Consider the following 24844-nt stretch of genomic DNA (forward strand, 5'->3'; position numbering starts at 1 on the left):
CGGCCCCCCTTCGTGGGGGGCGCTGGTCTGGCCGGGGGGGGCGGGGGGTCCCGTGGGGGGGTAGCCGGGGGTTACCCCACCTTGGGGGGCCGCGGCGAGTTCTCGCCGCGGCCCCCGGTGCCGGATGTGAAAAGGACCGCCTACGAGGCGTAGTAGCCGGCGACGTCCGCCAGCAGGTCCACGGACCCCGCGTGGTTGTAGAAACTCACCTTCCCGTTCAGCACGGGCACCACCACCAGGTTGGGGATGGTGGTGCCCGCGGTGAAGTTGAGGTTCGACGCGGACGTCCGGGTCGCCCCGTCCGGGTGGACGGACACGAAGCTGCCCGTCGTGGGCGCGACCGCGGTGACGTTCAGGACCACGGCCGTGACACCGGTGGCCGGTATCCCGCCCACGCCGGTCACCTGGAGCGTGACGGTCTGCCCCGCCCCCACCTTCGCCTTCGGCACCCCGAGACCGGCGCGGGTGTCCATCAGCCGGGCCGGAGCCATCGGCCGGTACGCCGAGCCCGTCCCGTCCGTGGTGAAGTAGCCGGCCACGTCGGCGAGCAGGTCGACGGATCCGGCCCGGTTGTAGAAGGTCACCTTGCCGTCGGCTCCGACCGGTACGACCACCAGGTTGGGGATGGTCTGCCCGGCGGTGAAGTTGAGGTTCGACGCGGACGTCCGGGTCGTCCCGGACGGATACACCGACACGAAGCTCCCGGCCGTCGGCGCGGTCGCCGTCACATTGAGCACGACGGCCGTGACACCGGTCGCCGGGATGCCGCCCTTGCCGGGCACCTGGAGCGTGACGCTCGCGTCGGGGCCGACCTTGCCCTTGCGCACACCGAGCCCCGACCGGGTGTCCATCAGCCGATCGGGCGTGACGGGCCGGTACGTGGCTCCCGAGCCGTCCGTGACGTAGTAGCCGGCCACGTCCGCCAGCAGGTCGACGGATCCGGCCCGGTTGTAGAAGGTCACCTTGCCGTCGGCTCCGACCGGTACGACCACCAGGTTGGGGATGGTCTGCCCGGCGGTGAAGTTGAGGTTCGACGCGGACGTCCGGGCCGTCCCGGACGGGTACACCGACACGAAGCTCCCGGCCGTCGGCGCGGTCGCCGTCACGTTCAGCACCACCGCCGTGACACCGGTCGCCGGAACCCCGCCCTCGCCGGTCACCTGGAGGGACACCGTCCCGTCCGGACCGACCTTGCCCTTGCGCACACCGAGCCCGGACCGGGTGTCCATCAGCCGGGTCGGGGTGAGCGGCTCGAACGTGCCGAGGCCGGAGGCGGCCGGCGGCGTGACGGTGAAACTGCCGCGCGAGTACTGCCAGCCGTGGGCGACCACCCAGACGCTCCAGGTGCTCTGGCCGACGGACGTCAGGTCCAAGGTCGCCGTCAGCGTCCGGGCGTCCGGGGAGACGGAAACGGTGGTGGCGGTGAGCGTCCTGGAGCCGTCGGTCAACTGGACGTGGTCCTGCGGGCCGAGAGCCGTGCCGGTCACTGTGAGGGTGACGGGCTTGCCGCCCTGGGCGGAGGTCGGAGAGACCGTGCCGACGGAGATCTTCTCCGTGCCGCAGGGGATCGACCAGCATCCGAGCCGGGTGCTGACGTCCGTCGCCGACGCCTTCTCGGGCAGGCCGAGGAGGAAGACGCTGGGCGACGGGGCGGAGTGGCCCGGCTCCGTCAGGTAGCACTGGTAGGCCGAAGCACCGGTGCCGAAGCAGCCGTTGTCCCAGCTCGCGTCGTACAGCGCCGGCACGGCGGTGTCGATGCGGCCGGCGGTGTCCGCGACCGTCAGGTCGAACCGGTCCCGGGCGGCGGTGGGCAGCGCCAGGCAGACCGCCGTGTGCTGCTCGTCCAGCCGGCCGGTGATCGGCCCGTACCCGTAGGCGATGTTGGGGACCTTGGTGCATTCCGGCGCGGGACCGGCGGGCGTGCCGATCCGCAGTGCGTCGAAGCGGTAGCTGCCGGCGGCCTTCAGGTGCGGCGGAACGTAGACGACGACCTGGTAGACGGTCGAACCGGTGACAGCGCAGGAGCGGTTGCGGTAGCCGCAGGTCGCCACCCCGTCGCCTTGTGCGTCGTAGGCCAGGATGTTCGCCGTGCCGAGCGGGTCGCGGACGTTCAGGTGCAGGACGTCATCGGCGGCGCCGGTGGTCACCTGCCGGCAGCTCAGCACGCCGGCGGCGCCGAGGGCGGCGCCCGAGGACGGGCCGTCGACGGGCGTGGCGGGGTTCGCCGCGCAGCCCTTGGCGGTCGCCGTGACGTCCCGGCGGGCGAGGGTGTACGACCCCGGGGCGTCGCGGCCCGTGAAGAGCACGGTGTGGGCGAGGCCCGGCGTGAAGGCGCAGGTGGTCCAGCTGCCGTAGTCGGACCGGCCCTGGCAGACCTGCTTGCCGGCGGTGTCCAGGATCGAGTACTGCGCGGCGGCCGCCCCGATCCCACTGCCGATCTGCAGGTTCTCGCTGCTCGTGTGCGCGTCGGCGGGGACGGTCAGACAGTGGGAGAAGACCCCGCCGCCGGTGGTGAGACGGGTGGCGGGGCTCGTCGCCGTGAAGTCGCCCGCGGCGAAGACCGGGCAGGTGTTGACGGCGTCCGTGCGGTACATGACCAGGCGGTAGGCGCCCGTCCCCGGCTGGGTGTCGTCGGTGGACACCAGCGCGCGGTACGGTCCCGGGCCGGTCAGCACACAGGTGCCCTGGATCAGGGAGTCGTCGCCGCAGAGGTACGAGCCGTCCGCCTTCACCACGGTGATGTCCGGCCGTGGCTCGGGCCCACCGGTGGGCTTGAGGATCGCCAGGTGGCCGTTCTCGGGCAGCGGCAGCGTCAGGCAGTCGATCTCGCCGGGGACGGCGAACGAGCCGTCGACCGGTCCGAGTGCGGCATGCTCACAGCCGGCCGTGGAGGCGCGGTCCAGGACGAGGGTGGGATCGCCGGTGGTCACGGTGTACGTGGTGCCGCCGGTCAGCGAGCAGGTCTCCCAGGTCTGGCAGACCGTGACGCCCTGCCGGTCGTAGACCTCCAGGTGCGAGCGCTGGCCTTCACTGCCGACACCGAACACGTCGTACGTGCCCGTCGCTGACGGCGTGAACGTCCTGCAGCCGGTCGCCGGGGCGACGACGGTCGGGCCGGAGCCGTAGCGGTTCAAGGGGACGGTCGCGCAGCCCTCGGGCTCCGACAGGCGGCGGATCGCCAGCGTGTAGTCGGCGGGGAAGCCGTCCTCGACCTCGCGGACCTCGCTCAGGACCCGGTAGGGGCCCTCGCCGGGCAGGACGCAGCCGTCGCCCTCGCCGCGCGGATCGCAGATGTGGGCGCCGGTGTCGTCGGTGATCCAGGCGTGGGCCGTGCCGGACTTGACGGTCCTGAAGTCGACGACGATCCGCTCGCCCGGCTTGCCCGTGAACGGCCGGCACAGGACGCCGAGCCGGCTCGCGGCGGTGCCCTTCAGGGGCTCCTGGTCCCATGACGTGCCGGTCTCCGGGAGGCAGCCCTCGGTGCCGGGGACGAGCGGCGTGACCGTCACCGACGGCTCGTCGGGGTCGACCGAGTCGTTGTCCAGACGCAGCGTGAACCGACCGGCGCGCGGCAACGCGCACCAGCCCGCGCCCCAGTCGTAGTCGTGGCAGTCGAGCCAGGTGTCGCCGTCGTAGACGGTGGCCCGGGTCGAGTAGTGGCCGGCGAGCGACACCCGGTGCAGGCCGGGCTTCTCGGCGGTGAAGGTGAAGCAGGCGGTGCCGTTGGCGGCCAGCGAGGCCTTGCCCACCGCCGCGCCCGGATCGGCGAACGGCGCGAGCGCCAGCGGGGCGCAGTCCTCGTCGGCGGGTGCCTTCCCGGCGGGTGCCTTCGCGGCCGGTGCCTTCCCGGCGGGCGCGACGGCCTTCCCGGCGGTGGGCGTGGCGGACCGTCGTGAGTCAGGCGTGGCGGACTGTTCGGAGCCCTTGACGACAGGCGCGGCGGTCGGCGTCTCCACGGCCCGGGCCGTGCCCATGGACAGGACCGGAAGCAGCAGGGACAGCAACAGCGTGAGTGCGCGGACGAGTGCGGTGGACGGCGCGGATCTGGGCGCCGTACCCGAAGGCGGTGGCATGGACCGGTCCCCCCGGAGCGGTGAGTGTCGAATGAGCCGCGATGATCTCATGGCCGACCGACATCCCGCCCGGGGCATCCGCCTCACCGGCCACCGCCCTAAGTCCGTTGGCACGGTTCCCAGTTGACGGCGTGACGTGCGCTCGGAGCAAGACGCCGGATCACTTCCATGGGCGTGCTGGTGGTCACGAGCGCGCAGCTCAGCAGGGGTGCTCATATCCTTCCGTTGTGGATCAGTTGGAGATCGCGTCGGATCAAGTCAGCTTTGGGGTTTGGTCGTTGCTGATCGCGGATGATGCCGTGCGTCAGTTCCAGGGCAACGCCGGATATGAGGACGTCGCGGAGGAGTCGTACAGCTATGACTCAACCGTGGGTAACCACCGGCGGGTTGCCGTGGGTGACCTGGTGATCGTGAGGGATCGTGACGAGGCGCTCGGGATCGGTCGCATAGAGCAGTTGGACGTGCTGCCGGGGCAGGAGAAGGTACGCAATCGGTGCCCGTACTGCGGGAAAACCGGCTTCAAGGAACGCACTACCGCGGCGGTGCGTTTCTGGTGCAGCCCTTGTCAAAATGCCTTCGACGAGCCGCGGGTGGAGATGATCCAGGTGACCACCTACCGGGCGCACTACGGTGGCACGTGGCAGCCGCTCGAAGGGTGTCTGGACAAGGACGCCCTCGACGAGATCACCCTCAGCAAGTCGGATCAGCAGTCGATCAAGGCGATGGACCGGCCCGGGACTCTCGCGGCGGTGGCAGCTCGTGGCGTCCGGCTGCCCGAGACGGACCTCGCGGCCCGTTCGACGCGCCGACCCTCCCTCACGCCGGCCGGAGGGCGGCGGAGGGCGGTCGCGGCCGTGCGGCGGGGACAGGATGCGTTCCGCCGGGCCCTGGTCCATGAGTACGGGTTGGTGTGCGCCGTGTCCGGGCCGGCCCCGGCGGAAGTGCTGGAAGCTGCCCACCTTCGGCCGTTCGCCGCCACTGAGCAGCACCGTGTCGACGAGGGACTGCTCCTGCGGGCCGATGTGCACCGCCTCTTCGACTCCGGGCTGCTGGCCATCGGGCCGGACCTTGTGGTCGCCGTCGCCCCCGGTCTGCTGGGGTACGCGGAGTACAGAGCGCTGGAGGGCTCGCCTCTGCACATACCGGCGAGTGCGCCGCTGAATCGTTCCGTCGTAGAGGAGCTCTACCGCGCCACCACTGCGACGTGGTAGCTGCCGGGTTCCCCGGCCGGACTCTCTCCGGCCGTGGCCGGCCGCCGCTCCCCCGCTCACGCCCCCGACGTTTCCCCCCGCCCCCCACGGATACCCAGAAAGCCTCGTGCGGGGGTGGGTCGAGGCGGAACGGAGTGGGTTCATGGGAAGCGTGAAGGTGTCCGACTACATCCTGCAGCGGTTGCGCGAGTGGGATGTGGAGCATGTGTTCGCCTATGCGGGCGACGGCATCAACGGGCTGCTCGCCGCCTGGGGGCGGGCCGACAACCAGCCGCGGTTCGTGCAGGCCCGGCACGAGGAGATGGCCGCCTTCCAGGCGGTGGGGTACGCCAAGTTCTCCGGGAAGGTCGGGGTGTGCGCCGCCACCTCCGGGCCCGGGGCCATTCATCTGCTCAACGGGCTGTACGACGCCAAGCTCGACCACGTTCCCGTCGTCGCGCTGGTCGGGCAGACCAACCGCAGCGCCATGGGCGGCTCCTACCAGCAGGAAGTGGACCTGCAGAGCCTCTACAAGGACGTCGCCTCCGAGTTCTGCGAAACGGCGATGGTGCCGGAGCAGCTGCCCAACCTGATCGACCGCGCCTTCCGCACCGCGTACGCCAAGCGCACCGTCACCGCGATCATCCTCCCCGCCGATGTGCAGGAGCTGGACTACAGCCCGCCCACGCACGCCTTCAAGATGGTGCCCTCCAGCCTCGGGCTGGGCCGCTACGCGCCCGTGCCCGCCGACGAGGACGTCCAGCGGGCCGCCGAGGTGCTGAACGCCGGTGACAAGGTCGCCGTGCTCGTCGGGCAGGGCGCGCGCGGCGCCCGTGCCGAGGTCGAGCAGCTCGCCGACGTGCTCGGCGCCGGTGTGGCCAAGGCCCTGCTGGGCAAGGACGTCCTCCCCGACGACCTGCCCTACGTCACCGGGTCCATCGGACTGCTGGGCACGCGCCCCTCGTACGAGCTGATGCAGGACTGCGACACGCTGCTGATGATCGGCTCCAGCTTCCCGTACACGCAGTTCATGCCGGAGCTGGACCAGGCGCGTGCCGTGCAGATCGACATCGACCCGCACATGATCGGCCTGCGCTACCCGTTCGAGGTGAACCTCGTCGGCGACTCCCGCGAGACGCTGCGCCGGCTGCTGCCCCTGCTGCGCCGCAAGGAGAGCCGGGCCTGGCGGGAGAAGGTCGAGAAGAACGTCTCCCGCTGGTGGGAGGATGCAGCGGCGGGCGGCCGTGGACGCCGACCCGGTCAACCCCGAGTACGTGGTGCACGCCCTCGACGGCAAGCTGCCCGACGACGCCATCATCGCCGCCGACTCCGGCTCCTCCGCCAACTGGTACGCCCGGCACCTGCGGCTGCGCGGCCGGATGCGCGGTTCGCTCTCCGGCACGCTGGCGACGATGGGGCCCGGTGTGCCGTACGCGATCGGCGCGAAGTTCGCGCATCCGGACCGGCCGGCCATCGCCCTCGTCGGCGACGGCGCCATGCAGATGAACGGCATGATGGAGATGATCACGGCCGCCAAGTACTGGCGTGAGTGGTCCGATCCGCGGCTGGTCGTCGCCGTGCTGAACAACCAGGATCTCAACCAGGTCACCTGGGAGATGCGGGCCATGTCGGGCGCGCCGCAGTTCGAGGAGTCCCAGCACATCCCCGACCTGCCCTACGCCGAGATCGCCCAGCGCATGGGGCTGGACGGTGTGCGCGTGGAGAAGCCCGAGGACGTCGAGGCGGCCTGGGACCGGGCCCTGTCGGCGGACCGGCCCTTCGTCATCGACTTCCGCACCGACCCGGCCGTCCCGCCGATCCCGCCGCACGCCTCCCTGGACCAGATCGAGGCCGCCGCCTCGGCCATCCTCCAGGGGGACAGCGACCGCACCGGCATGGTCCGGCAGGGCCTCAAGGCCAAGGTGCAGGAGATGCTCCCGGGCAGCCGGCACCGCGGCGACCGGCCCGGCGCCGGCAAGCACGACAGCACCGAAGAGAACACGTGAGCGTGCCCGGCCCGGAGCCCCGCGCAGAGCCCCACCCGCCGGCCCGGACGCTCCGCGACGGGCCGGCCGTGGAGCGGCTCGCCGTCTCCGTCTACCGCGTTCCGACCGATCTGCCGGGCGGTGACGCCACCCTGACCTGGGATTCCACCACCCTCGTCCTGGTCGAGGCCGCCGCGGCGGGCGAGCGGGGCATCGGCTGGACCTACGGGTCGGCCGCCGTCGCCCAGGTGGTGGAGGGCGAGCTGGCCGGCCTGGTCCTCGGACACGACGCCTACGACGTCCCCGCGGCCAACGACCGGATGAGCCGGGCCCTGCGCAACGCCGGCCGGCCCGGCATCGGGGCCGGCGCCCTCTCGGCGGTCGACATCGCCCTGTGGGACCTCAAGGCCCGCCTCCTCGGGCTCCCCCTGGTGCGACTGCTGGGCGCAGCGCGCGACGAGGTCGCGGTGTACGGCAGCGGCGGCCTCACCCCGTACGACGACGCCCAGCTGGAAGGGCAGCTGCGCGGCTGGACGGAGCAGGGCGTCGGCCGGGTGAAGATCAAGGTCGGTGAGTCATGGGGCCGGTGCGAGGACCGCGACCTGCACCGCACCCGGCTGGCCCGCCGGACCGTGGGCGACACGGCCGAGCTGTACGTGGACGCCAACGGCGGCTACACCCGCAAGCAGGCGGTGCGCATGGCCGCCGCCATGGCCGATCTCGGCGTGACCTGGCTGGAGGAGCCGGTCTCCTCGGACGACCTGGCGGGGCTGCGTGAGGTGCGCGACGCCGTCACCGCCGACGTCGCCGCGGGCGAGTACGGCTACGACCTGCCGTACTTCGCCCGGATGGCGACCGCGGGGGCCGTCGACTGCCTGCAGGCGGATGTCACCCGGTGCGGCGGTGTCACGGTGTGGCTGCGCGCCGCCGCCGTCGCCGAGGGGCTCGGGCTGCACGTCTCGGGCCACTGCGCCCCGCATCTGCACGCGCACGTCGCCGCGGCCGTGCCCAACACCCGGCACCTGGAGTGGTTCCACGACCATGTGCGGATCGAGAACCTGCTGTTCGACGGCACGCTCGACCCGCGGGGCGGAAGCGTCAGGCCCGGCGCCTCCGGGGAGCCGGGACTCGGCCTCGCCCTGAACGAGGCGAACGCCGCGCCCTACCGCACGGCGTGACCGACGACCTTTCCTGAACATCCTTCCCGAGCATTGAACAGCGATGACAGACGCCATGAACGACCCCGCCCCGAACGACTCCGCCTCGAACCACCCCACCTCGGACGACGCCTCCCTCGCCGACCGCCCTGCCGCCGGCCCCTTCGTCCTGCGCGACTACGCCCTCGTCGCCGACGGCGAGCGTGGCGCGCTCATCGACCCGCGGGGTCAGATCGCCTGGCTCTGCGCGCCCGCCTGGCACAGCGGCGCCGTGTTCTCCGGACTGCTCGGCGGGCCGGGCGGGTACCAGGTGTGCCCGGCCGACCCGTGGAACGTGTGGGGTGGCTACTACGAGGACGGCACCCTCATCCGCGTCAGCCGATGGGTCACGGCCGACGGCATCGTCTCCTGCCGCGAGGCCCTCGCCACGCCCGCCGGTACCGGGCGCGCGGTGCTGCTCCGCCAGGTCCGGGCCGAACGCGGCGAGGCCGTCGTCGACGTCGACCTCGATGTGCGCGCCGACTTCGGGCGGCACGCCATGACGGACCTGCGCGCCCAGCCGGACGGCGTCTGGCGGGCGCACACCGGGCCGCTGCATGTGCGGTTCACCGGTGCCGAGCGCGCCCGTCCCGGTGCCGACGGCGGACTGCGCACCCGGATCCGGCTGCCCGAGGGCGGCACGCACGACCTCGTCCTGGAGATCGCCGACGAGCCGCAGGACGGCCCTCTCGACCCGCGTCGGCTCTGGGACGACACCGAGCGCTGGTGGAGGTCCGCCGTGCCCGACTGCGCGGACACGGCAGCGCCTCGGGACACGCGGATGGCGTACGCCGTCCTCAACGGGCTGACCAGCTCCGCCGGCGGGATGGTCGCGGCGGCCACCACCTCGCTGCCCGAGCGCGCCGACACCGGCCGTGACTACGACTACCGCTACGCCTGGGTGCGCGACCAGTGTTACGCCGGCGTCGCGGTCGCCGCGCACGGCCCGCATCGCCTGCTGGAGCGGGCGGTGCGCTTCGTCGCCGACCGTCTGCTGGAGGACGGCGCGCAACTGCGTCCCGCGTACACGGTGTACGGCGAACCTCTGCCGCCGGAGCGCTCGTTGCCGCTCGTCGGGTATCCCGGCGGCCACGACCGGACCGGCAACCACGCGGGCGGGCAGTTCCAGCTCGACGTGTTCGGGGAGGCCCTCCAGCTGTTCGCCGCGGCCGCCCGGCACGACCTTCTGGACGGCCGGGCGGCCAAGGCGGCTGTCGTGGCCGCCGACGCCGTCGCCGAGCGCTGGGCCGAGCCCGACGCGGGGCTGTGGGAGCTGGACACCCGCTGGTGGACGCACTCCCGGCTGTGCTGTGTGGTGGGCCTGCGCGAGCTGGTGGAGGCGACGCGCGGCTCCAGGTCGCCGGAGTGGTCGCGGCTGTCCGCCGAGTGGTCCCGGCTGGCGGACCGGCTCCTGGACGCCACCCGGGCGCGCTGTCTGCATCCCGACGGCCACTGGCAGCGCGCCGAGGACGATCCCGGCCCGGAGGGGGCCCTGCTGCTGCCGCTGGCCCGGGGGGCCGTGCCGCAGGACGACGACAGTCTGGCGCTCACCCGTGAACAGGTGGCGCGACAGCTCTCGGACGACGGGTACGTCTACCGCTTCCGGCACGACGACGGTCCGTTGGGCGACGCTGAAGGGGCGTTCCTGCTGTGCGGGTTCACCATGGCGCTGGCCGCGCACGCGCAGGGGCGGGATCTGGAGGCGATGCGCTGGTTCGAGCGCACCCGCGCGGCCTGCGGCTCTCCGGGGCTGTTCGCGGAGGAGTACGACGTGGCGCAGCGGCAGTTGCGCGGCAACCTTCCGCAGGGGTTCGTCCACGCGTTGCTGCTGGAGTGCTCGGCCCGGTTCGGCGCCACGGGCGACTGAGGCCCGCGCCGCCGCCCGCCCGACGGCGACCGCACCCGCCGACGCCTAACAGGGCGGGAACCGCCGCCTCCCGCCCCGGCCACGCGCGACCGCCACTGCCACCGCGCCCAGCGCGGCGCCGCCCGCGAAGGCGGCGAGGGCCAGGGGGCGCAGGGCGCGCGGGCCGGGGGCGGTGGGCCGCTCGGGCCGGGCGTCCTGGCCGCGCAGTGCCGCCGCGAGCACCTCCGCGAGATGCAGCGGGGCGCGGCCTGTGCCCGCCTGCTCGACCTGCGTACGGCAGCTGAAGCCGTCCGCGAGGACGAGCGTGGAGTCGTCCGCCTCCCGTACGGCGGGCAGCAGCCCGGCCTCGGCGCAGGCCATGGACACCTCGTAGTGGCCCTTCTCGAAGCCGAAGTTCCCGGCGAGTCCGCAGCAGCCGGCGTCCAGGACGTCGGCGTCGACGCCGGCGCGTTCGAGGATCTCGCGTTCGGCGTCGAAGCCCATGACGGCGTACTGGTGGCAGTGCCGCTGGACGACGGCGCGGGCGTCGGCCTTCGGCGGCTGCCAGTCGTCGGCGCGTTCGACGAGGAGTTCGGCCAGGGTGCGGGTCTGCTCCCGCAGCCGGTCCACGTCGGGGTCCTTGGGGAGGAGTTCGGCGGCGTCGGAGCGGAAGACGGCCGTGCAGCTCGGTTCGAGGCCCACGACGGGGGTGCCGCGGCGCAGGTCCTCACGCAGGACGTCGAGGGTGTGGCCGAGAACCCGGCGGGCGACGCCGAGTTGGCCGGTGGAGATCCAGGTCAGCCCGCAGCAGACGGCCGCGTCGGGGACCTTGACGCGGAAGCCCGCGGCTTCGAGGACCTCGACGGCGGCCCGGCCGACGGCGGGGTGGAAGTGGTCGGTGAAGGTGTCGGGCCACACGACGACCTCGCCGCGGTGTCCGTCTCCGCGAGGTCCGCCGCGCTCGCGCCACCAGTCGGTGAACCGCTGCTCGGCGAAGAGCGGCAGGTCGCGCTCGGGCGCGATGCCGCCGAGCGTCTTGGCGAGCCGGGCGAGCAACGGCACCGAGGTCAGCGCGTTGACGGTGCGGGGTGCGAGGGCGACCGCGCGGGCCATGGCGGGCAGCCAGCCCATCGAGTAGTGCGCGAGAGGACGCAGCCGGCCCGCGTAATGGTGGTGCAGGAACTCGGCCTTGTAGGTGGCCATGTCGACGTTGACGGGGCAGTCGGTCTTGCAGCCCTTGCAGGCCAGGCACAGGTCGAGCGCGTCGCGCACCTCGGGGGAGCGCCAGTCGGGCGCGAGCGGGGAGTCGTCGCCGTGGACGTCGCCGCGGACCATCTCGAACAGCAGCCGGGCGCGGCCACGGGTGGAGTGCTCCTCCTCGCGGGTGGCGCGGTAGCTGGGGCACATCACGCCGCCCTGCGACGAGCGGCACTTGCCGACGCCGACGCAGCGGGCGGCGGCACGGCTGAACTTGCCGCCGTCGTCGGGGAAGGAGAAGACGGTGTCGGGCTCCCAGGGCAGGTAGTCGGCGCCCAGACGCAGGTTGTCGTCGAGGCGGTACGGCAGGACGATCTTGCCGGGGTTCATCCGGTTGCCCGGGTCGAAGAGGCCCTTCAGCCGTTCGAACGCCTCGATCAGTTCGGGCCCGAACATCTTCACGAGCAGCTCGCCCCGCGACTGGCCGTCCCCGTGCTCGCCGGACAGCGAGCCGCCGTAGGAGACGACGAGGTCGGCGGCCTTCTCCACGAAGGCCCGCATCCGGGCGACGCCGTCCCGCGACTCCAGATCGAAGGGGATGCGGGTGTGGACGCAGCCGTGGCCGAAGTGCCCGTACACCGACGGGTGGCCGTAGTCGAACTCCTCGTAGAGCCGCTTGAGGTCGCGCAGGTAGTCGCCGAGGCGGTGCACGGGGACGGCGGAGTCCTCCCAGCCCTCCCAGGTGTCGGGCTTGCCGGGAACGTGCGCGGTGGCGCCGAGGCCGGACTCGCGGACCGCCCACAGTTCGCTGACGTGCCGCTGGTCCTCGTACCAGGTGTGGTCGACGTCGTCGGGCTTGGCGTCGATGAGGGCCCTGGCGCGGGTCTCGACCTCCTCACGGGTGTCGCCGGCGAGCTGCACCATGAGGTAGGCGCGGCCGTCGGGCAGGGCTTCCAGCGCTTCGGAGTTGAGATGCTTCTCGCGCTCGAAGCGGATCAGCTGGTGGTCGACGCCCTCCAGTGCCATGGGCTTGTGTTCCAGGACGGCCGGCACATGGTCGGCGGCCTCGCAGACGTCCCGGTAGCCGAGCACCACCAGGGCGCTGTGCCGGGGGACGGGGACGAGTTCGAGTTCCGCCCGCAACACGGTGACCAGGGTGGATTCCGAGCCGGTGAGGAGCCCGGCGACGTCGAAGCCCTGTTCGGGCAGGAGCGAGTCGAGGTTGTAGCCGGAGACGCGGCGGGGGATGTCGGGGTAGCGCTCCCGGACGAGGTGGGCGTACCGGTCGCGCAGCGCTGTCAGGCCGCGGTAGATCTCGCCCTCCCGGCCCGGCGCGGCGGTCAGCGCCTGGAGTTCGGCGTCGCCGGTGCGGCCCACCCACATGCGGACGCCGTCGTAGGTGAGGATCTCCAGGCGGTGCAGGTTGTCGACGACCTTGCCGTACGCCTGGGCCGTCGACCCGCACGAGTTGTTGCCGATCATGCCGCCGAGGGTGCAGTTCGGGTGGGTGGAGGGGCGGGGCCCGTACTGCAGGCCGTGTTCGGCGAGCAGGCGGTTGAGGTCGTCCAGGACGATGCCCGGTTCCACGACGCAGCGGCGGTTCTCCGGGTCCACGGAGACCAGCCGGTCGCAGTACTTGCTCCAGTCCAGGACCACCGCGGTGTTGCAGCACTCCCCCGCCAGGCTGGTGCCGCCGCCCCGCGACAGCAGCGGCGCTCCGTGCTCCCGGCACACCGCGACCGCGGCCTCGGCGGCCTCCACGGTCCGGGGGAGGACGACGCCGATGGGCACCTGCCGGTAGTTGGAACCGTCCGTCGCGTACGCCGCGCGCGTGCCGGAGTCGAAACGGACCTCGCCGTCGACGCGGGCGCGCAGGTCCCTTTCGAGGGCGGCGACGTCGACGTGGGCGGCGTTCCCGGCGGGGGTGTGGGCGTCGGCGTCGCGGCGGACGACGGGCAGGGGCAGATCGACCGGGTCCATGGACAACCTTCCGCGTGGGAGCCGTTGTTGCGCCGTCGTCGGCGACATTCGGCGTCCGCGGCCTGTGTCGGTCGTCGGGTCGGGTGCCGGCGGGTGGTGCGCCCCGACCGTGTATCCCTGCGGACGCGTCCGCAAACGGGACGGCGGCACGGCCGGCGGCGCCCGCCGGTCACTCCCCGGAGGACTCCTGCGGCACCGCGTAGCCCGGGACGGACGGCCACCGCACGGTCAGCACCACCGACTCCTCCTCGGCGACCCAGGAGTGGTCCACCCCGTGGCCCCAGACGACGTAGTCGCCCTGCTCCTCCAGCACCACGCTGCGCCCCGGGAACTCGACCCTGAACCGGCCGCTGACGAGCACCTGCAGCGCGGTGCGCTCCTCGCCCCGGACCCACTGCGCACGCCGGTCGCCTCGCGGGTGAACGCCCCACTTGATCTCGAGGTCGTCGCTGTGCCGGGGATCGCCGTCCGGCTTGAAGTGCCCGAGCAGCCAGCCCCGGTCGAGCGCGGCGTCCTTGCCGGCGTTGCCGACGTACACGTTGTCGTCCATGGGCGGCGCTCAGCCCCGGCGGGCCGCGTAGGTCACGAACGCGGCCCACTCGTCGGCGGGGAAGGCGAGTCGGGCGTAGGCGGGGGCCTTGGAGTCACGGATGTGGACGGTGCCGGGTGTGGCAGCGGCCTCCAGGCACTCGCCGCCCTCGTTGCCGCTGTAGCTGCTCTTGAACCAGGCGTGGGGTGCGGGTTCCGAAGTACTCATCGTTCTCCCAGGTCGGCGGTCAGCCCCGGCGGGCCGCGTAGGTCACGAACGCGGCCCATTCGTCGGCGGGGAAGGTGAGTCGGGCGCGGGCAGGGGCCTTGGAGTCACGGATGTGGACGGTGCCGGGCGTCTCGGCAGCCTCAAGGCACGCGCCGCCTTCGTTACCGCTGTAGCTGCTCTTGAACCAGGCGAGGCGCGAGGGTTCCGAAGTGCTCATCGTTCTCCCAGCATGCTCTTGATCAGGTCGAGGGACTCCTGCATGGTGAGCGCCTGCGCCCTGATGCTTCCGTACCGTGCGGCCAGGATACGTACCTCTTCGGGATCCGTTGTCAGCTGCGCTGAGTCCTGCGCCTCCGTGTAGCCGATCTGCCTTTTCCCACGGGGAGTCAGCAGGATGAAAGCGCCGCCCATCCCGGCGTGTTCGGTCCTGTCCGTCGGCATCACCTGCAACTCGACGTTGCGCAGGGAGGCGAGGTGGATGAGCCGCTCCAACTGCTCCCGGTGGACGTCCGATCCGCCGAGAGGACGACGCAACACGGACTCGTCGATGACCGCGCTGATCATGGTGGGCGGCCAGCGGGTCAGGATCTCCTGCCTCGCGAGCCGAGAGGCCACGCGCTGCTCGATCGTCTCCTCGTCCAGCAGCGGCCGTCGCATCTCGTACAGCGCCCTGATCCGCTGCTGGGTCTGGAACAGCCCCGGGATGTCATGGCAGCTGTAGTCGTTGATCTCGACCGCGCTGCGCTCCAGCCGCGCATAGTCCTTGAACCAGGCCGGATGCCGGACCCGCGCCTTCGCCTTGGCTCGTTCCACGTCCTCGATCAGCGCCTTCAACAGCCCGCCCGCGTCGAGGAGTTCGTCCGCCGCTTCCAGGAACTCCCGCTGAGGCGTCCGTACGCCCCTGTCCAGCGCGGAGATCAGGTCGGGGCCGTACCCGAGGCGGTCCCCCAACTCCCTCTGCGTGAGGCCGGCTCGCTCCCGCAGCAGCCTCAACTGCTTGCCGACGGCCCGGTTCAGGTCGTTGACCTGCTCGACCTCGTCGTAGGCCTCCTCGGCCCCCGCGCCCTCCACCTGCTCCGACAAGGTCATCCGCGACCCCTCACTCCCCGTCCGAAGGATCCCCACGCCGTGTTCAGAGTAGAGCCGAGCGAACACTGTGCGTGACGTGAATCCGGAAAGAGCGCCGACGGTGTCGTCCTGGCCACGGGTTGGTTGCGACAAGGGCTCTCCGGGGACGCGGAGTTGGGGAGCGGGGAGCATCCGGGGCATGGAACGGGACCGGTACGTGGACTTTCTGCGGGCGTGGGCCATCGTGCTCGTCGTGCTCGGGCACTGGGTGATCACCGGGCTGGTCCGGCATCCGGACGGGGCGATCACCGCGCCGGAGTTGCTGGCGACCGTGCCCTGGACCCAGTGGCTGACGCTGGGGTTCCAGATCATGCCGCTGTTCTTCTTCGCCGGCGGGTGCGCGGCGGGCGGGTCCTGGGCGCGGGCGCGCGAGCGGGGGGTCACCGTCGCGGGGTGGGTGGGGCGACGGGCGGTGCGGCTGCTGCTGCCGGCCGGCGTCTACAGCGGGCTCGTGCTCGTCGCCGTCGCGGTGTGCTCCGCGCTCGGCGTGGATCCGGTCACGCTGGCCCTGGTGGGGTGGGCGCTGGCCATGCAGTTCTGGTTCCTGCCGGTGTATCTGCTGCTCAGCGCGCTGACTCCGGCGTTGCACGCGCTGCATCGGCGGTGGGGTCCGCTCGCCCCGGCGGGGACGGCCGGCCTGGCGTTGCTCGTCGGGGTGCTGGATCTCGCGGCGGGAGTGCCGTACGTGGGGGCCCTCGACCACGTGCTCGTGTGGGGCGTGGTCTACCAGCTCGGGTTCTGTCTGCGGGACGGTCTGGTGGGCGGGGGCCGGCGGGTGGCGGTGGCGATGACCGTCGGGGGCGGGGCCGCCTTCGCCGCGCTCGTGGGGTTCGGTCCGTTCCCGGTCAGCCTGATCCTGGTGACGGGGCAGAATCCGAGCAATACGAACCCGCCCTCGGCGGCCATGCTGGCGTGGGCGGTCGGGCAGATCGGCGCGTGTCTGCTCGTCGCGCCCGTGATGCGGCGGCTGCTGGAGCGGGACCGGCTGTGGCGCGCGGTGCGGGCGACGGGGGGCGTCAGCATGACGCTGTACCTGTGGCACATGGTGCCGGTGCTGGTGATCGCCGCCGCCTTCTATCTGACCGGGCTCGCCCCTCAGCCGGCCTTCGGTTCGGCGGCGTGGTGGGGGTGGCGGGGGCCGTGGCTGCTGGTGCTGGGGGTGGTGCTGGTCGGCGTGGTGCGGCTGCTCGTCCCTCTCGAACGCCGGCTGGCCTCGTTGGAGGCGGGCCCCCGCGCCGACGCCGGGTTCCGGCAGGCCTGGCGGCTCTGGGCCGGCCTCGGCCTGAGCGTCTGGGCGCTGACGTACTTCGCGGGGCACGGGTTCGCGTACGGGGGGAGGTTCCCGGCGTGGGGTGCGGTGGGGCTGGCCGTGGGGACGGTGCTGGTGCTGACGGCCGGGGGCGGGACGACGGGGGTGCGGGGGCGGACCGCGCCGGAGGAGGCGCTGGAGGAGGCCGCGTGACCTCGGGCCGGGCCTCCTGGAGGGCAGGTCACGCCGTGCGTTTGCGGCCGGCCGTCTTCTTCGCCGTCGACGTCGTCTTCTTCGCCGCCGTCTTCTTGGCGGCCGTGCTCTTCGCCGTCGACGTGGACTTCTTCGCTCCGCCGGCGGCCTGGGCCGACTTGGTCTGCTTCGCGGCTGCCGTCTTCTTGGCCGCCGTCGTCTTCTTCGCCGTCGACGTCGACTTCTTGCCGCCCGTCTGCTTCGGCGCCGTGCGGGCGGACTTCCCCGGCGGCAGATGTCTGACCTCGGCCTTCTCGGTCGCGGTCGACTCGCCCCGGGACTCCTTCGCCGCCCGCACACTGTTCTCCAGGGCCGCCATCAGGTCCAGCACCTTGCCGCTGGAGGCGGGGGCGGGGGCCTCGGGCGGGGTCTCGCCTGCGGCCTTCGCGGCGACGACCTCCTCGATCGCCTCGCGGTACTCGTCGTGCAGGTCCGCGAGGTCGACCTCGCCGAGGGTGTCCATCAGCGCGTCCGCGAGGTCGAGTTCCTGGTCGCGGACGGTGACGGAGGTGTCCGGGGCGACGCCCTCCGGGGCCCGGACCTCGTCCGGCCACAGCAGTCCGTGCATCGCGATGGCCTCGCCGACCACACGGAGCATGCCCAGCCGCTCCCGCCCGCGCAGCGCGTACTTGGCGATCGCCACCTTGTGGCTGCGCTTGAGCGCCTCCCGCAGGAGCGTGTACGGCTTGGCGGCCGGCGCGCCGCCCGCCTGGAGGTAGTACGCGGCGTCCATCTGGAGCGGGTCGATCCGGTCGGCCGGCACGAAGGCGACGATCTCGATCGTCTTCGCGGTCGGAATGGGCAGGTGGGCCAGGTCCTCGTCGGTGATCGGGATGATCGTGCCGTCCGCGTCCTCGTACCCCTTGCCGATCTCGCCCTGGCTCACCTCGCGGTCCTCCAGCTCGCACACCTTGCGGTAGCGGATCCGGCCGCCGTCCTCGGTGTGGATCTGGCGGAAGGAGATCGAGTGGCTCTCGGTGGCGTTCACCAGCTTGATGGGGATGCTGACGAGTCCGAAGGAGATGGCGCCGTTCCAGATGGATCGCACGTGCAGCACCTTCCTGACGGGCGCGAGGTGCACCGCCTGCCTGTACCGGTATGCACCGGTTTCATGTGATTCTCATGGTATGACGCCGATCACAGAGGTGGAGGGGCGACGGCTGGCGCTCAGCAACCTGGACAAGGTGCTGTATCCGGCGACCGGTTTCACCAAGGGCGAGGTGCTGCACTACTACGCCACGGTCGCCGGGGCTTTGCTGCCCCATCTGCGCGACCGGCCGGTGTCCTTCCTGCGCTACCCGGACGGGCCCGGCGGACAGCTGTTCTTCGCCAAGAACGTGCCGCCGGGCACGCCCGAGTGGGTCACCACGGCGCGGGTGCCCCGGGCGGAGGGGCCGGCGCGGATGGTGCTCGTGCAGGACCTGGCGAGCCTGATGTGGGCGGCGAACCTCGTCACCGAGTTCCATACGCCCCAGTGGGTGATCCAGGATCCCGGGGAGGCCGACCGGATCGTCTTCGACCTCGATCCCGGCGCGCCCGCCACCGTGGTCGAGTGCTGCGAGGTCGCGCTGTGGCTGCGGGAGCGGCTGGCGGCGGACGGGATCGAGGCGTACGCCAAGACGTCGGGGTCGAAGGGGCTGCACCTGGTGGCTGCCGTGCGGGGGGCGTCGTCCGAACGGGTCACGGACTATGCCAAGCGGCTCGCGGTGGAGGCGGAGCGGGAGATGCCCCGGCTGGTGGTGCACCGGATGACGCGGAGCCTGCGGCCGGGGAAGGTGTTCGTGGACTGGAGCCAGAACGCGGCCCGCAAGACCACGGCCACGCCGTACACGCTGCGGGCGCGGGCCGAGCCGGCGGTGTCGGCGCCGGTGGGGTGGGAGGAGGTGGAGGCGTGCGGGAGGCCCGAGGAGCTGGTGTTCCGGGCGGAGGAGGTGAGCGCGCGGGTCCGGGAGCACGGGGATCTGCTGGAGCCGCTGTTCGAGGCGGAGGCGGCGGAGATGCCCTGAGCGGGGGCGCCGGGGTCCGGTGCCGGGCCATGGGTGGCGGGAGGCGGCGGGATGGCGGCGCGCTGGGGGCGGCGGAGATGCCCTGAGCGGGGGCGGAACGGGTCCAGGGTGGGGCAGTGGCGGGGGTCCGGAGGTGCGCAGACCGGCGCGAGCGGGGTGCCGCCGCGCTCGCCCGTGCCCCGTGCGGCACAGCGGCCCGCGGCCGCGCGGGGGTGTCAGGTCCAGGTGGGTCTGGCTCGGGCCATGGCGTGGAGGGCCTCGATGTCCGCCGGTTTCAGGGTCGCGCCGGTGCGGGTCAGGCTCCGCAGTTCCGTGGCGGTCAGGACGTGGACCTGTCTCGGGGGTGTGGTGATGCGGACGTCCGCCGGTTCGACCAGGGCGAGGACCGGGCGGACCTCGGCCGTCAGGGCGTGGGAGGCGCGGTCGGCGTCGGCGCGGACGCGGCGCAGCAGGGGCCGCGGGTCACGGCGGCCCACGGCGACCGCCGGGTCGGCGACGAGCACCCGCTGCCGGCGCGCGTACAGCGCGTGGACGGCGAAGAGGCCGCCGGGGCCGATGACGAGGTGGTGGATGCGGTCGCCGCCGGGCAGCGGGACGGAGTGCAGGGTGTGCCAGCCCGCGCCGTCCAGCCGGTCCAGCGCGTCGCCGACGGCCTGCTCGGCGGCGAGCGCGCGCCGGCGCGGGTCGGGCCGCAGCCGGTGGGGGGGCCCGGGATCGCGGTCGAGGTCGATCAGCAGGGCCTCGCCGGGGCGGTTGGGGGCCAGGTCGTCGTCGGGGTGGAGGGCGAGGCGGGCCAGCTCGGCGGGGGTGGGGACCGGGGGCGGGCCCACCGTGACCGAGCCGGTCAGGAAGGGGGCGAGCACCTCCAGGACGTCTTCGCGGCGGTCGTCGGCGAGGACGTTGACCCGGCCGGTCTCACGGTCGTACCAGGCGATGTTCCTGCCGTCGGCCAGGCAGACGAAGAGCCGCTCCCGGCCGTGCCGCCAGGTCGGTACGACGCGCAGTCCGCTCATGCACCATCACCCCATGACCATGGGAACAGGAGGGGCGCTTCAGGGGCAAGAAGGCGCATACCTCCGGGCGGGGCGGGGCAGTCACCCGTGACGGGACGGAGCGAGGTTGGGGAGGCGTCGTTGCGGACCCGCAGGAACCAGTCCGGAGTGCCTTCGCCGGACGCGCCGTGGAACGAGATCGTGCCCGGCCTGTGGATGGGCGGGCACGAGTTCCGCGGGCGTGCCGGGCAACGGCAGTTCGCGGTGGCGCGGGACGAGTTCGATCTCGTCCAGACGCTGCTGCGGCTGCCCGGACACGGCCCGGACCCGGGCGTCGCTCATCAGGTGTGGCCGATCCCCGACGGGCCGCTGGACGGCACGCAGCTCGCCGGGGTGATGCGGCTGGCGCAGGCGGCGTGCGAGGCGCTGGACGACGGGCGTACGGTCCTCGTCCGCTGCTGGCACGGATACAACCGGTCGGGGCTGGTGGTCGCGCACGCCTTGATGACGCGGGGGGACTCGGCCGAGGCGGCGATCCGGCTGATACGGTCGCGGCGCTCGCCGTGGGCCCTGCACAACGAGTTGTTCGTCGAGTACCTCAAGGCGGGGCTGTCGACCGCGCGGCTGCTGGAGGAGCTCGCCGAGTAATCGTTTCTGCGGCAGTGGTTCCCCCGGCTCCACCGGCTGCGCCTCCCGAAGGCCGCCCACACGTTCGTACGAATAGGGTGGACGGGGCATCACCGCTTGATCACAGGAGCCCCGTGTCCCTCAGACGTCCCGCTCTCGCCGTCGCGTCCGTCGCCCTGCTGGCGTCGGTCACCGCGGCCTGCGGTGACGCCGGCGGGCTGCGCGGCGCGGGCGCGACGCCGACGGCGATCAGTCCGGCCCGGCTCTGGCCGACGCTCAAGCCGGCGTCCAGCCCCGCCTGGGCCATAGACGAGGCGGACACCGAGACGATCAAGGGCGTGGCCGTGCCCCACGGCGACATCCGCGAGGTGGACCCGGTCGCCGTCGTCCGCGCCGAGATCGCCGCCCACCCCGACGAGTACAAGGGCGACTCGGCGTCCTACCGCGACACCACCGCCCGGATGGCCGACTGCGCCGACCACACGGGGGGCGCGGGGAACGCCGCGAGTGGCTGCCCCGTCCTCGCGCCCTACTACCGCGACCTCACCGGCGACGGCCGCCCCGAGCTGACCCTCGGCTTCCGGCTGCTGCCGGGCGACCTGACCGCCGTACGCGTGTACACCGTCGAGCGGGACCGGCTGGTGCGGGTGATGGCGTGGGAGGACGCCGTCAGCGCGGTCGAGCTGGCCGGGCGGTCGGTGATCATCCGCTCGCCCTCCGACCTCGCCGACTACGAGTACCGGCTCCAGTGGACCTGGGACCCGGATCAGAAGGCGATGCTCCTCACCCACGACGAGATGCTGCGCTCCGACGGCGCGAAGCGCACCCCCGGCACCCGCGCGCACAAGTCGCCGGCCTCGCCCGCTTCGCCGTCGGCGTCCGTGCCCTCCGCACAGCCCGCGCCCGGCGTCACCCCGCCGGCGTCCGCGTCCTCCTCGGCGGGCGGGCGATGAGACCCCTGCTCCCCCAGTGGGCCGGCACGCTGGCGGTGAAGGCGGCCGTCTTCATCACGGTGATGTGCTGCGCCCTGGCCGCGCTGCTCGGCGTCCTGGTGCACGTGCAGGTCACCGACCAGACCGTGGGGCAGGCCCGCGCCCTCGCGCTCTCCCGGCTGACGGACGCCACAGCGGCGTACGAGGCCGGGGACCCGTTGCGACCGGGGGCCGGGGTGGATCCGGCGGGCCTGCCCACGGCGCTGCGGGAGCTCACGGCGCGTGGGGAGCGCGGCACGATGGTCGCCGTCCACCGGGGCCGTCCCGTGATGTGGGCCGCGGGCCCGGCCGACGGCGGGCGGACGCTGGCCGTGGCCGTCGACTACAACCAGCAGGCACGCACGATCGAAGGGCTGGACAACGCGATCCTGTGGTCGTCGGTGCCGGCGATCGGGGCGACGCTGCTGGTCGGCGCGTTCGCGGTGAGCCGGGTGACCCGGCGGCTGCACACCACCGCCCGGGTGGCCAAGCGGATCAGCGCCGGCGATCTGGACGCGCGCGTGGACGACGCGCGGACGAAGGACCCGACGCGCCCTCAGGACGAGGTGGCCGCCGTGGCCGTCGCGCTGGACTCGATGGCGTCCTCGCTCCAGGGCAAGCTGCAGAGCGAGCAGCGGTTCACCGCCGACGTCGCGCACGAGCTGCGCACCCCGCTCACCGGTCTGCACGCGGCGGCCGAGCTGCTGCCGCCGGGCCGGCCGACGGAGCTGGTGCGCGACCGTGTGGCCGCGCTGCGCACGCTCACCGAGGATCTGCTGGAGATCTCCCGGCTGGACATCGGGCGGGAGCGGCTGGAGCTGGACACGGAGGAACTGGGCGCGCTGGCCTGGCGGGTGGTGCGGGCGTCGGGGGCGCGCACCGAGGTCAGGGTGGTCCGGGACGCGCGCGTGGAGACCGACCGGCGGCGGCTGGAGCGGGTGCTGGGCAACCTCGTCGCCAACGCGCACCGGCACGGCCGGGCACCGGTGGAGCTGTCGGTGGACGGCCCGGTGGTGACCGTCAGGGACCACGGGGAGGGCTATCCGGAGTACCTCGTGGCGCACGGGCCCCAGCGGTTCCGCACGGAGGGCGGCGCGAAGGGCCACGGGCTGGGACTGACCATCGCGGTGGGCCAGGCGGAGGTGCTGGGCTCGCGGCTGACGTTCGCGAACGCGCCGGACGGCGGGGCGGTGGCCACGCTGACGCTGCCTCAGAGCCCGCCGAGCGCGGACGGCCTCCCCGATGGCGCAGTGTGACGGGCGAGCCCCGTGCGTCGCTCCTAATGTGGCGATAAGTCAGTTTCGCCGCCTTCACGGAGGTACCCGATGTCCCTGCGCACCGCCTTCACCCGTCTGGCCATAGTCACCGCCGCAGGCGCCCTCGCAACCGCCGCCGTCGTCACCCCCGCCGGCGCGGACGACGGATTCGGCTCCGCCTCCGACACCGCATCGGGCTTCGCGTCGGACGGGGCGGCCTTCGACGGCGGCGGCGCCGACGGGAACCCCGGGAACGGTGGCGGGGGTCGGGGCGACAGCGGGAACGGCGGCGGCGGACAAGGCGGGGAGGGCGACGACGGCCGGGGCGACGGCACCGGCAACGGCAACAACCAAGGCGGCCGAGGCGACGGCAACGGTCAGGGCGGCCGAGGCGAGGGCAACGGTCAGGGCGGTCAGGGCGGTCAGGGCGGCGACAACGGGCACGGCAACAACCAGGGCGACCAGGCCGGCGGCCACCGCCTCACCCGAGGCGTCGTCACCACCAGCCAGCTCCTCCTGCGCAGCGCCCCGAACCGGGGCAGCCAGGTGATCCGGGTCGCCCGCCGCGGCCAGGTCGTCTCCATCTTCTGCAAGACCACCGGCCAGCCCGTCCAGGGCAACCCCTACTGGTACCTGCTCACCGACGGCACCTGGGCCTGGGGCGCCGCACGCTGGATCGACACCCGCGGCGCGTCGCCGCGCTGGTGCTGAACCGAAGATCAGTTCAAGGCTCACAAGGAGCCCCATTTGGGTAAGTTCCGGACATGACGCGAGCCGGAGCCGAAGCCATCGCGCCGGCGGCGGACGCCCCGGCCCCCACCGCACGCCTCGCCCGGCGCCGCGGGGTCGAACTCACGCTCATCCTCGTGGCCGTCCTGCTGTCGGTGTACGGCTACTGCGCCGTGGGGCTCGCCAGATCAGGGGCGGTCCCGCCCGGCGCCGCCGGCTACGGCGCCGGGCTCGGCGTGCTGGCGCTGCTGGCGCACGGCGCCGTCCGGATGCGCGCCCCCTACGCCGACCCCCTCCTGCTGCCCATCGGCGTACTGCTGAACGGGATCGGCCTGGTACTGATCTACCGGCTGGACCTGGAGACGCCCGACGACCGGGCGGCCCCGACGCAGCTGGTGTGGTCCACCCTCGGCGTGGCGCTGTTCGCCTTCGTGGTGGCCGCGCTGCGCGACCACCGGGTGCTCCAGCGGTACGCGTACCTGAGCGTGGTCGGCGCGCTGGCCCTGCTGACCCTGCCGATCCTCTTCCCGGCGGTCAACGGCGCCCGCATCTGGATCCGGATCGCGGGCTTCTCCATCCAGCCGGGCGAGTTCGCGAAGGTGCTGCTCGCCGTCTTCTTCGCCGCGTACCTGGCCGCCAACCGCACGGCGCTCGCGTACGCGGGCCGCAGGATCTGGTTCGTGCAGCTGCCCGCGGGGCGGGTCCTCGGCCCGGTCGTCGCGATCTGGCTGCTGAGCGTGGGCGTACTCGTCCTGGAACGCGATCTGGGCACCTCGCTGCTCTTCTTCGGTCTGTTCGTCGTCATGCTGTACGTCGCCACAGGCCGCACCGGGTGGATCGCGGTCGGGCTGCTGCTGGCGGCGCTCGGCGCGGTCGCCGTCGGCTGGCTGGAGCCGCACGTGCACAGCCGGGTCGAGGACTGGCTGCACCCCTTCGCGTCGATCGAGGCGGGCCAGGGGCCCAACCAACTCGCGCAGTCCCTCTTCTCGTTCGCGGCCGGCGGGATGCTGGGCACCGGTCTGGGCCTCGGCCACTCCACCCTGATCGGGTTCGCCGTGAAGTCGGACTTCGTCCTGGCGACGGCCGGCGAGGAACTGGGCCTGGCGGGACTGTCCGCGCTGTTCCTGCTGTACGGCCTGCTGGTGGAGCGCGGCTACCGGGCCGGCCTGGCCCTGCGCGACCCCTTCGGCCGGCTGCTCGCGATCGGCCTCGCCTCGATCGTCGCGCTCCAGGTGTTCGTGATCGCGGGCGGGGTGACCGGGCTGATCCCGCTGACCGGCATGGCGATGCCGTTCCTGGCACAGGGCGGCTCCTCGGTCGTCACCAACTGGGTGATCGTGGCACTGCTGATCCGGGTGAGCGACTCCGCGCGGCGGCAGTACGACGGGAAGGCGGCGCCGTGAACGCGAG

General features: G+C 73.0%; 18 protein-coding genes and 1 pseudogene. 11 read left to right on the top strand and 8 right to left on the bottom strand.

The window, feature by feature from the left end:
• Positions 1-140: 140 nt before the first annotated feature.
• Positions 141-4073 carry a hypothetical protein gene (locus ACIRS4_RS25355; protein ID WP_404200144.1) on the bottom strand — a complete coding sequence of 1311 codons (3933 nt, stop codon included), beginning with the start codon at positions 4071-4073 and terminating at the stop codon, positions 141-143.
• 227 nt (positions 4074-4300) lie between these two features.
• On the opposite strand from ACIRS4_RS25355, the gene ACIRS4_RS25360 reads away from it, so the two are divergent.
• The 4 genes and pseudogenes from ACIRS4_RS25360 (at position 4301) to ACIRS4_RS25375 (ending at position 10311) form a co-directional block, all read left to right on the top strand.
• Positions 4301-5284: an HNH endonuclease gene (locus ACIRS4_RS25360; protein ID WP_404200147.1), complete on the top strand. Its 984-nt coding sequence runs from the start codon at positions 4301-4303 to the stop codon at positions 5282-5284.
• A 142-nt stretch (positions 5285-5426) separates the two neighbouring features.
• Positions 5427-7269, top strand: a pseudogene (locus ACIRS4_RS25365) (thiamine pyrophosphate-requiring protein).
• A 2-nt stretch (positions 7270-7271) separates the two neighbouring features.
• The gene (locus ACIRS4_RS25370) at positions 7272-8426 is read left to right on the top strand and encodes an enolase C-terminal domain-like protein (protein ID WP_404200665.1); all 1155 of its coding nucleotides are present in this window, start codon (positions 7272-7274) and stop codon (positions 8424-8426) included.
• A 43-nt stretch (positions 8427-8469) separates the two neighbouring features.
• Positions 8470-10311: a glycoside hydrolase family 15 protein gene (locus ACIRS4_RS25375; RefSeq protein WP_404200150.1), complete on the top strand. Its 1842-nt coding sequence runs from the start codon at positions 8470-8472 to the stop codon at positions 10309-10311.
• 45 nt (positions 10312-10356) lie between these two features.
• Here the strand turns inward: ACIRS4_RS25375 and ACIRS4_RS25380 are convergent, their stop codons facing one another.
• The 5 genes from ACIRS4_RS25380 to ACIRS4_RS25400 all read right to left on the bottom strand — a co-directional run bounded on the left by ACIRS4_RS25380 (position 10357) and on the right by ACIRS4_RS25400 (position 15313).
• Positions 10357-13467, bottom strand: coding sequence for an FAD-binding and (Fe-S)-binding domain-containing protein (locus ACIRS4_RS25380; protein ID WP_404200153.1), 3111 nt, complete (start codon positions 13465-13467; stop codon positions 10357-10359).
• Positions 13468-13636: 169 nt separating this feature from the next.
• A complete protein-coding gene (locus ACIRS4_RS25385) occupies positions 13637-14017 on the bottom strand; it encodes a signal peptidase I (protein ID WP_404200156.1) in 381 nt (126 codons plus the stop codon).
• Positions 14018-14026: 9 nt separating this feature from the next.
• Positions 14027-14224 carry a DUF397 domain-containing protein gene (locus ACIRS4_RS25390; RefSeq protein ID WP_404200159.1) on the bottom strand — a complete coding sequence of 66 codons (198 nt, stop codon included), beginning with the start codon at positions 14222-14224 and terminating at the stop codon, positions 14027-14029.
• A gap of 19 nt (positions 14225-14243) precedes the next feature.
• A complete protein-coding gene (locus tag ACIRS4_RS25395) occupies positions 14244-14441 on the bottom strand; it encodes a DUF397 domain-containing protein (RefSeq protein ID WP_404200162.1) in 198 nt (65 codons plus the stop codon).
• The gene (locus ACIRS4_RS25400; protein ID WP_404200164.1) at positions 14438-15313 is read right to left on the bottom strand and encodes a helix-turn-helix domain-containing protein; all 876 of its coding nucleotides are present in this window, start codon (positions 15311-15313) and stop codon (positions 14438-14440) included. The genes ACIRS4_RS25395 and ACIRS4_RS25400 overlap by 4 nt, the downstream gene beginning before the upstream one ends.
• Before the next feature lie 178 nt (positions 15314-15491).
• On the opposite strand from ACIRS4_RS25400, the gene ACIRS4_RS25405 reads away from it, so the two are divergent.
• Positions 15492-16814, top strand: coding sequence for an acyltransferase family protein (locus tag ACIRS4_RS25405; RefSeq protein WP_404200167.1), 1323 nt, complete (start codon positions 15492-15494; stop codon positions 16812-16814).
• Between the two features lie 28 nt (positions 16815-16842).
• Here ACIRS4_RS25405 and ACIRS4_RS25410 read toward each other — a convergent pair whose 3' ends face one another.
• Positions 16843-17910: a Ku protein gene (locus ACIRS4_RS25410; RefSeq protein WP_404200667.1), complete on the bottom strand. Its 1068-nt coding sequence runs from the start codon at positions 17908-17910 to the stop codon at positions 16843-16845.
• 70 nt (positions 17911-17980) lie between these two features.
• On the opposite strand from ACIRS4_RS25410, the gene ligD reads away from it, so the two are divergent.
• Positions 17981-18859, top strand: a complete 879-nt coding sequence (ligD, locus tag ACIRS4_RS25415; RefSeq protein WP_404200169.1) for a non-homologous end-joining DNA ligase — start codon at positions 17981-17983, stop codon at positions 18857-18859.
• Between the two features lie 215 nt (positions 18860-19074).
• Here ligD and ACIRS4_RS25420 read toward each other — a convergent pair whose 3' ends face one another.
• The gene (locus tag ACIRS4_RS25420; RefSeq protein ID WP_404200172.1) at positions 19075-19872 is read right to left on the bottom strand and encodes a nuclease-related domain-containing protein; all 798 of its coding nucleotides are present in this window, start codon (positions 19870-19872) and stop codon (positions 19075-19077) included.
• Positions 19873-19992: 120 nt separating this feature from the next.
• Here ACIRS4_RS25420 and ACIRS4_RS25425 point away from each other — a divergent pair, with 120 nt between their 5' ends.
• The 5 genes from ACIRS4_RS25425 to ACIRS4_RS25445 all read left to right on the top strand — a co-directional run bounded on the left by ACIRS4_RS25425 (position 19993) and on the right by ACIRS4_RS25445 (position 24837).
• On the top strand, positions 19993-20499 hold the full coding sequence (locus tag ACIRS4_RS25425; RefSeq protein WP_404200175.1) for a dual specificity protein phosphatase family protein: 507 nt from the start codon (positions 19993-19995) through the stop codon (positions 20497-20499).
• Positions 20500-20612: 113 nt separating this feature from the next.
• The gene (locus ACIRS4_RS25430) at positions 20613-21431 is read left to right on the top strand and encodes a hypothetical protein (protein WP_404200177.1); all 819 of its coding nucleotides are present in this window, start codon (positions 20613-20615) and stop codon (positions 21429-21431) included.
• Complete coding sequence (locus tag ACIRS4_RS25435) at positions 21428-22705, top strand: ATP-binding protein (RefSeq protein WP_404200180.1); 1278 nt, start codon at positions 21428-21430, stop codon at positions 22703-22705. The genes ACIRS4_RS25430 and ACIRS4_RS25435 overlap by 4 nt, the downstream gene beginning before the upstream one ends.
• A gap of 69 nt (positions 22706-22774) precedes the next feature.
• Positions 22775-23416 carry an SH3 domain-containing protein gene (locus ACIRS4_RS25440; protein ID WP_404200182.1) on the top strand — a complete coding sequence of 214 codons (642 nt, stop codon included), beginning with the start codon at positions 22775-22777 and terminating at the stop codon, positions 23414-23416.
• Between the two features lie 53 nt (positions 23417-23469).
• Positions 23470-24837 (top strand): FtsW/RodA/SpoVE family cell cycle protein, encoded by a 1368-nt coding sequence (locus ACIRS4_RS25445; RefSeq protein WP_404200185.1) that lies wholly within the window; start codon positions 23470-23472, stop codon positions 24835-24837.
• The last annotated feature ends 7 nt before the right edge of the window (positions 24838-24844 follow it).

The sequence above is a fragment of the Streptomyces sp. NPDC101166 genome (genome assembly GCF_044768125.1).
Taxonomy (GTDB): Bacteria; Actinomycetota; Actinomycetes; order Streptomycetales; family Streptomycetaceae; genus Streptomyces.